Annotated in this window: 5 protein-coding genes and 1 pseudogene; 5 read left to right on the top strand and 1 reads right to left on the bottom strand. The window is 43.3% G+C overall.

The genetic code is table 11. The features are described from left to right. Nucleotides 1-232: 232 nt before the first annotated feature. On the bottom strand, nucleotides 233-763 hold the full coding sequence (locus V7K42_RS16785) for a hypothetical protein (RefSeq protein WP_334917970.1): 531 nt from the start codon (nucleotides 761-763) through the stop codon (nucleotides 233-235). A 540-nt stretch (nucleotides 764-1303) separates the two neighbouring features. On the opposite strand from V7K42_RS16785, the pseudogene V7K42_RS16780 reads away from it, so the two are divergent. The 5 genes and pseudogenes from V7K42_RS16780 to V7K42_RS16760 form a co-directional block, all read left to right on the top strand. Beyond that, a pseudogene (locus V7K42_RS16780) lies at nucleotides 1304-4615 on the top strand (phycobilisome rod-core linker polypeptide); the annotation flags it as partial. A 363-nt stretch (nucleotides 4616-4978) separates the two neighbouring features. Then, nucleotides 4979-5467, top strand: a complete 489-nt coding sequence (gene apcA, locus V7K42_RS16775; RefSeq protein ID WP_094341663.1) for an allophycocyanin subunit alpha — start codon at nucleotides 4979-4981, stop codon at nucleotides 5465-5467. A gap of 65 nt (nucleotides 5468-5532) precedes the next feature. Then, nucleotides 5533-6021: an allophycocyanin subunit beta gene (gene apcB, locus V7K42_RS16770; protein ID WP_322640891.1), complete on the top strand. Its 489-nt coding sequence runs from the start codon at nucleotides 5533-5535 to the stop codon at nucleotides 6019-6021. Nucleotides 6022-6244: 223 nt separating this feature from the next. Next, nucleotides 6245-6451 (top strand): phycobilisome linker polypeptide, encoded by a 207-nt coding sequence (locus tag V7K42_RS16765; protein WP_012411143.1) that lies wholly within the window; start codon nucleotides 6245-6247, stop codon nucleotides 6449-6451. Between the two features lie 260 nt (nucleotides 6452-6711). Continuing rightward, nucleotides 6712-6921 (top strand): ATP-binding protein, encoded by a 210-nt coding sequence (locus V7K42_RS16760; RefSeq protein WP_334917967.1) that lies wholly within the window; start codon nucleotides 6712-6714, stop codon nucleotides 6919-6921. The last annotated feature ends 116 nt before the right edge of the window (nucleotides 6922-7037 follow it).

Below are 7037 nucleotides of genomic sequence, written 5' to 3'. Positions count from 1 at the left end.
GCTGGTTAACTAGTCCCACAGAATTCATAGCTTTGTTCTAATAACCGATGCCTTTATTCTTTGTTCATAAAATAAAAAAATCGAACAGTCCTGCCACAAACAACCACTTAAGCCAGCAGTGGGTATTAATATTTTAAATCTGGCATAGTGAGCGAGATTGCGGCAATTCTGACTTTAACAAATGGGGGAAATTTCTGAACTGGCAATTATCAATTCAAAGCTCTGAGGCTAATCAGATATCACATTCATGGGTTTGGCAGTATTTAGTTTTATTGATTGCGTCTTGTAAATTTCTTAAAGGAATGATCTGAAAATTACTTCCATTTTGCACTGCCGCAGTGATGTAGGCAAACTTTTTGCCCCGATAAAATTGGTCACGACCAATTTTTGTAACATACCGAGACTGCTGGAAGTCATTAGCAATGTTTAAATTGTAAAGATTTTCTAGTAATTTGACTCCTTTAGCGTTTTTTGTGGTGAATTTGATGCTTGAGTCACCACTAACGGTTATTGCTTCTTTGGTTACTGTCCCATTTTGAGAAGTGACATCAGCATAAAAGTATAAATTTCCTTTTGTACCATCATAGCCGTGGGCTTCGCTGTTGTATCTCAAAGTTGGTAGTTGCGATCGCGTTTTTGCCCACTTAACAACGGTGCTAATGTTTTGCTCTGGAAGCGCATTTGCAGGAGTAACAGCTAAAATAACTGCGATCGCAGACAGGGTAACATTGAATAAATAGTTAAATTTAGAACTTTTGTGCATAGTATTTCCCCGTTAAAGAATGCTGATAGCTAAAGCTGCAACCACCATAATTTGATAATTATTTCCAGGGTGGCGTTATTTCTTAATATTCAGTTATCAGTAGCAAAAACAACTTAACATCGGCTAACGACTACTGTCCACCGATCGCTACTGAAGGAAATTTGGTTTCAACTAAGATTTTGTAACAGTTGCAATAATCGTAAAATGGATACTGATACAAACATAAAAATAGAGGTTTTCGGCATCAGTAGACCATGCCTAGCTTATTTCTGAGTTACAAAACTTAGATTTGATCTCAGCCAAACAAGGGTATGTACTCTTAGGAGTAGATGCATCTAAGCTACAGGTTCTACACACTTCTTAATAAACCAGCCTTGAGAACGCAAAACGTTCTAATCTAAAAGCTAACCGGGTTAATTTACTGGCAGTTTTGCAGGCAGTACTCTCAAGCTTATAAAGCACAAAGACACCGATGTGTCAAGCCTCAAAGCGATCCAGACTTAACACATAAATGATTATGATGGGAGTTTTACAAATCCGATGAGTGTTAAGGCAAGTGGTGGAAGCTCAGTTGCGCGTCCGCAACTATATCAAACCCTAGCTGTAGCGACAATTATCCAAGCCGAGCAGCAAGACCGCTTTTTAGGAAGTGGTGAACTAAATGAACTGGCAAGCTATTTTGCATCTGGTGCAAAGCGTTTAGAAATTTCTCAGACGCTGACGGATAATGCCGAGATTATTGTATCTCGCGCTGCCAACCGGATTTTTGTCGGTGGTTCGCCAATGGCTTTTTTAGAAAAGCCCAGAGCAATAGAAATAGTACCTGTTAGTGCTGGTGCTAATGTTCAGCAAGGGATGCAACTGGGAACTGTAACCTACGTTGAAAGTCGTGGTGGGTTCCTAGAAAATTTACGCTCAATATTTAACTCATCCCCCAGTGGCCCGACACCTCCAGGTTTCAGACCAATTAACATTGCTCGATATGGCCCAAGCAACATGGCCAAGAGCTTGCGGGATTTATCCTGGTTCTTGCGCTACGCTACTTATGCGATCGTTGCTGGCGACCCCAACATCATAGCGGTGAATACACGGGGTTTGCGGGAAATAATTGAAAATGCCTGCTCTGGTGAAGCAACGCTGGTAGCTTTGCAAGAAATCAAAGCTGGTTCACTTTCTTTTTTCCGCAACGATGCTGAGGCTACAGAAATTGTGTCTCAGTACATGGATGTTTTGTTAACAGAATTCAAAGCAGCCACACCTTCAAATAAAGTTCGCCAACGCCCCTCTAGCGACCAGCAAGGGTTGCAACTGCCGCAAATTTACTTTAATTCGGCAGAACGTCGTCCCAAGTTTGTGATGAAAACTGGGTTGTCAAGTAGCGAAAAAAATGAGGTAATCAAAGCGACATATCGGCAGATTTTTGAGCGCGACATAACCCGTGCTTATAGCTTGTCCATATCCGATCTAGAATCCAAGGTAAAAAATGGCGACATCTCCGTAAAGGAGTTTGTCCGTCGTCTAGCTAAATCTCCCCTTTACCAAAAACAGTTTTACCAGCCTTTTATTAACAGCCGAGTCATCGAATTAGCTTTCCGTCATATTCTAGGACGGGGGCCAAGTAGCCGCGAAGAAGTACAAAAATACTTCTCGATTATTTCTAACGGTGGTCTGGCAGCCTTAGTCGATGCCTTAGTAGATTCTGCTGAATACGGCGACTATTTTGGTGAAGAAACAGTACCCTACCTTCGAGGTCTTGGTCAAGAAGCACAAGAATGTCGCAACTGGGGGCCGCAGCAAGACCTGTTTAATTACAGTGCACCTTTCCGCAAAATACCTCAGTTCATCACTACATTTGCGGCTTACGAACAACCACTACCAGACCAACATCCTTACGGTTCTGGTAATGACCCCTTGGAAATTCAATTCGGAGCGATTTTCCCGAAAGAAACACGTAACCCCAGCACCAGTCCGGCTCCTTTTAGCAAGGATACCAAGCGCATCCTAATTCACCAAGGGGCAGGGATTAATAACCAAAATAGTAATCCCAACGCGCGGGGTGAGGCTCCTGGTACTCTTGGTCCCAAGGTCTTCAAACTAGACCAACTGCCTGGTACCAGAGGTAAAAGGGCTGCCAAAAATTCTAGCGTCAGATTCTCCGAAAGCTCTACGCAAGCTGTAATTAAAGCTGCTTACCTGCAAGTTTTCGGTCGCGATCTTTACGAAGGTCAGCGCCCGAAGGTATTAGAAATTAAGCTGGAAAACGGCGACATCTCTATACGGGAATTTATCCGTGCTTTGGCTAAGTCGGATGTATTCCGCAATTTGTACTGGTCATCGCTCTATGTTTGTAAAGCGATCGAGTATATTCACCGCCGCTTGTTGGGTCGTCCGACTTATGGTCGTCAAGAAATCAACAAGTACTTTGATATTGCTTCCAAACAAGGCTTTTACGCGGTGGTTGATGCCATCATTAACAGCGTAGAATACAGCGAAGCCTTTGGTGAAGATACAATTCCTTACGAACGGTATCTGACTCCTGGTGGTGTATCTGGGCGACAATTGCGTGTTGGTAGCATTCGTGATGATGTTGCCGCGAAAGTCCAGAAGGAAGTAACACCGAGCTTTGTGACACTGGGTACAGTCACAGAAAACCGATCTGAACCAGATATTCAGTTCCGTATTAACCAAGGTGTTAGCAAGCAACGCGAACAAACCAAAATCTTCAAACTGGTATCCAATACCAGTGACAAAGTTGCAGTAAAAACCTTGATTAGCGCTGCCTATCGTCAGATTTTTGAGCGGGATATTGCACCCTACATTGCCAAAAATGAGTTTACGGCGTGGGAAAGTAAGCTGGGGAACGGCGAAATCAGTGTGAAAGAATTTATTGAAGGTTTGGGTTACTCTAACCTCTACCTGAAAGAATTTTACACACCTTACCCCAACACCAAAGTGATTGAGTTGGGAACCAAACACTTCTTAGGACGTGCGCCATTAGACCAAGCAGAAATCCGCAAGTATAACCAGATTCTGGCTACTCAAGGGATTCGTGCCTTTATTGGTGCTTTGGTAGATAGTGTGGAATACAACCAAGTATTCGGTGAAGATACGGTTCCTTACCGTCGCTTCCCGACCCTACCTGCGGCAAACTTCCCGAATACCGAGAAGCTTTACAACCAGCTTACCAAACAAAATGATGACGTAGTTGTACCTAGCTTTAAACCAGTGAGAAGTCGCCCAGGTTCTAGCGATACGCCATTTTTAGCGCAAGCGATCGCAGATATAGCAGCCCAAACAAACCGTATAAACGAGAGCAGCCCCTCCTTTGCGGAACTGGGTCGTTCCTACAATGATGTCAGCGGACAACCTGTAGAACTGGGTGTGCGTAAACATGCACGTATTTACCGTCTGGCAGAAAGCGCGAACCAAGCCGAAACACAACAGGTAATCAACGCCATTTACTGTCAAGTATTGGATGTATTTAGCGGTGAAGTGCCTGATGATTTCCGCTGTACCGATCTAGATAGCAAACTCCAGAATGGGAAAATTTCTGTGCGGAAGTTTGTATGTGAACTAGCAAGTTCCGAAATCTATCGTCAGCGCTTCTTGTCACCTTATCCCCATGCCAAGGTCATTGAGTTCCTCTTCCGTCACCTGTTGGGGCGTACACCCGCAACTCAGGAAGAAATTCGCCAGTGTAACCAGTTGCTAGCTGATAGTGGTTTGTCGGCTGCTGTAGAAGCAATAGTCGAAAGCCCAGAATATAGCCGCTACTTCGGTGAAGATGTTGTCCCTTACAACCGCTTCCCATCTCTGCCAGTAGGTAACTACCTCGGCAGTGTACAAGCGGCTGAGTAGGTAATAGGTTACAGGGTACAGATTATTTTCTGCGATCTTTACCCTGTAACCTTCGTAACCTTTCGTAATATCGCTCTCAGATTACAGCTAAAACAGGGAATTCTGAAAGGCAATATTACAAAGTGTTAAGAGCAGTCATAAATGCTCAACAGAATGCCGGAAAATGTTTTGCGGAAGGTAACTGAGTTTGAACGCTTGTGTACTTGTGTGGACTCAAGCAAACTCGTAATTTCTTAGCCGTAGCAGTTATCAAACTGCTGTGTCTAAAAGAACGAGGGAACAAACTCCGTAAACCAAATTTAAAGTCGCACCAGTTTAATCAAATCCTGGTTTCATTCGTATTGGAGGAATCCATTAATGAGTATTGTCACGAAAGCTATCGTGAATGCTGATGCAGAAGCCCGCTACCTCAGCCCTGGTGAGTTAGATCGGATCAAATCCTTCGTTGCAAGTGGTGAGCGCCGCGTGCGGATTGCTCAAATTTTGTCAGAAAATCGCGAACGTCTTGTTAAGCAAGCTGGCGATCAACTGTTCCAAAAGCGTCCTGATGTTGTGTCTCCTGGTGGTAACGCTTACGGTCAAGAATTGACTGCTACTTGTCTGCGTGACCTAGATTACTACCTCCGCCTCGTTACCTACGGTATCGTTGCTGGTGATGTTACACCGATCGAAGAAATTGGTGTTATCGGTGCCCGTGAACTATACAAGTCCTTGGGAACTCCTATCGATGGTGTTGCTGAAGGTATCCGTGGGCTGAAGAATGTAGCTGGTACATTGCTGTCTGGTGATGATGCTAGTGAAGCTGGTAGCTACTTCGACTACCTAGTTGGCGCTCTTCTAGGATAGGGTAAAGCTGTTTACCTACTGAAACAGAAGTATTGCAATACGGTTGGAAATAAGGAATTAACAACATGGCTCAAGACGCAATTACCGCTGTCATTAACTCCGCAGACGTTCAAGGTAAATACCTCGACTCTTCTGCTTTAGAGAAGCTAAAAGGCTACTTCGCTACTGGCGAACTGCGGGTGCGTGCTGCTAGCACCATCAGCGCTAACGCTGCTGCGATCGTTAAAGAAGCTGTAGCAAAATCTTTGCTATACTCTGACATCACCCGTCCCGGCGGCAACATGTACACAACCCGTCGCTATGCTGCTTGCATCCGCGATTTGGACTATTACCTCCGTTATGCCACCTACGCTATGTTAGCTGGCGATCCTTCCATTTTGGATGAGCGTGTATTAAATGGCTTGAAGGAAACCTACAACTCTTTAGGAGTTCCCGTTGGTGCTACCGTGCAAGCTATCCAATCCATCAAGGAAGTAACCGCTAGCTTGGTTGGTTCTGACGCTGGTAAGGAAATGGGCGTTTACTTAGACTATATCTCTTCTGGCTTAAGCTAAGAGCTAGTTTGCGCTTAAGAATTTAGGTGCGGCTTTATTAAGGTCTGGAAATCAGCCGTGAGTGCTAGAACGTTATATTGCTTATCTTGGTAAATTATCAGTGATGAGTGTTGGTGGTCTAGTATTGATGTTTGATTTCCAGCCTTGGAATCATTAAAAGATTTGCACTCAAGATTTTGAGATAAAAAAAGTTTTCACAAAGTTTACAGGAGATTTCCAAAATATGTCCCGTTTGTTTAAAATTACTGCTCTAGTTCCCAGCCAAACCAGAATTCGTACCCAGCGCGAACTGCAAAATACTTACTTTACTAAACTAGTTCCTTATGAGAACTGGTTCCGCGAACAGCAACGCATTCAAAAAGCAGGCGGCAAAATTATCAAAGTAGAACTGGCAACTGGTAAGCAAGGCGCTAATACTGGCTTGTCGTAATCTGTAAATAGAATATTATTTTAGGGAATTGGTAAGAGGTCGAAAAAGACCTCTTTTTTGTTTAGAATTAATACTATAGGACTTACGCACTGTACAAAATAATTATCTTGTGCATCAAGGTAAATACATTGTTTCAGGCTTTGCTCAATCACCCTTGATTGGGTGCGATCGCTAAAATATCATTGAAAAATCCAGCTATAAGCCTTGAAAACTATACCTGTTATTTTGGCTTTTCTGTCAATGCGTAAGTCCTAGTATTCATGAATATTATTAGTAATGCCATCGATGCACTCGACAGCTATAACGATAAACGCGCGATCGCAGAAATTCATGCCAGTCCTAATAAAATTACAATTACTACAGAAGTCATCGAAACGAAGTGTGTTATCCGAATTGCTGATAATGGTTCAGGAATAACAGAAGCAGTTAAGGAACGACTGTTTGATCTATTTTTACCACTAAGCCTGTAAATAAGGGTATAGGATTGCTATATATTGTATCAAATAGTGAGATTGATTATCTCTAGGGTGATGTTTTTTCTACGAGATGCTACCCATAGCTTGCTTCCCCATAGGAGAGGGATAGT

The sequence above is a fragment of the Nostoc sp. genome, assembly GCF_036917455.1.
Classification (GTDB): domain Bacteria; phylum Cyanobacteriota; class Cyanobacteriia; order Cyanobacteriales; family Nostocaceae; genus Nostoc.
This window is presented reverse-complemented; position numbering and strand designations above follow the sequence as displayed.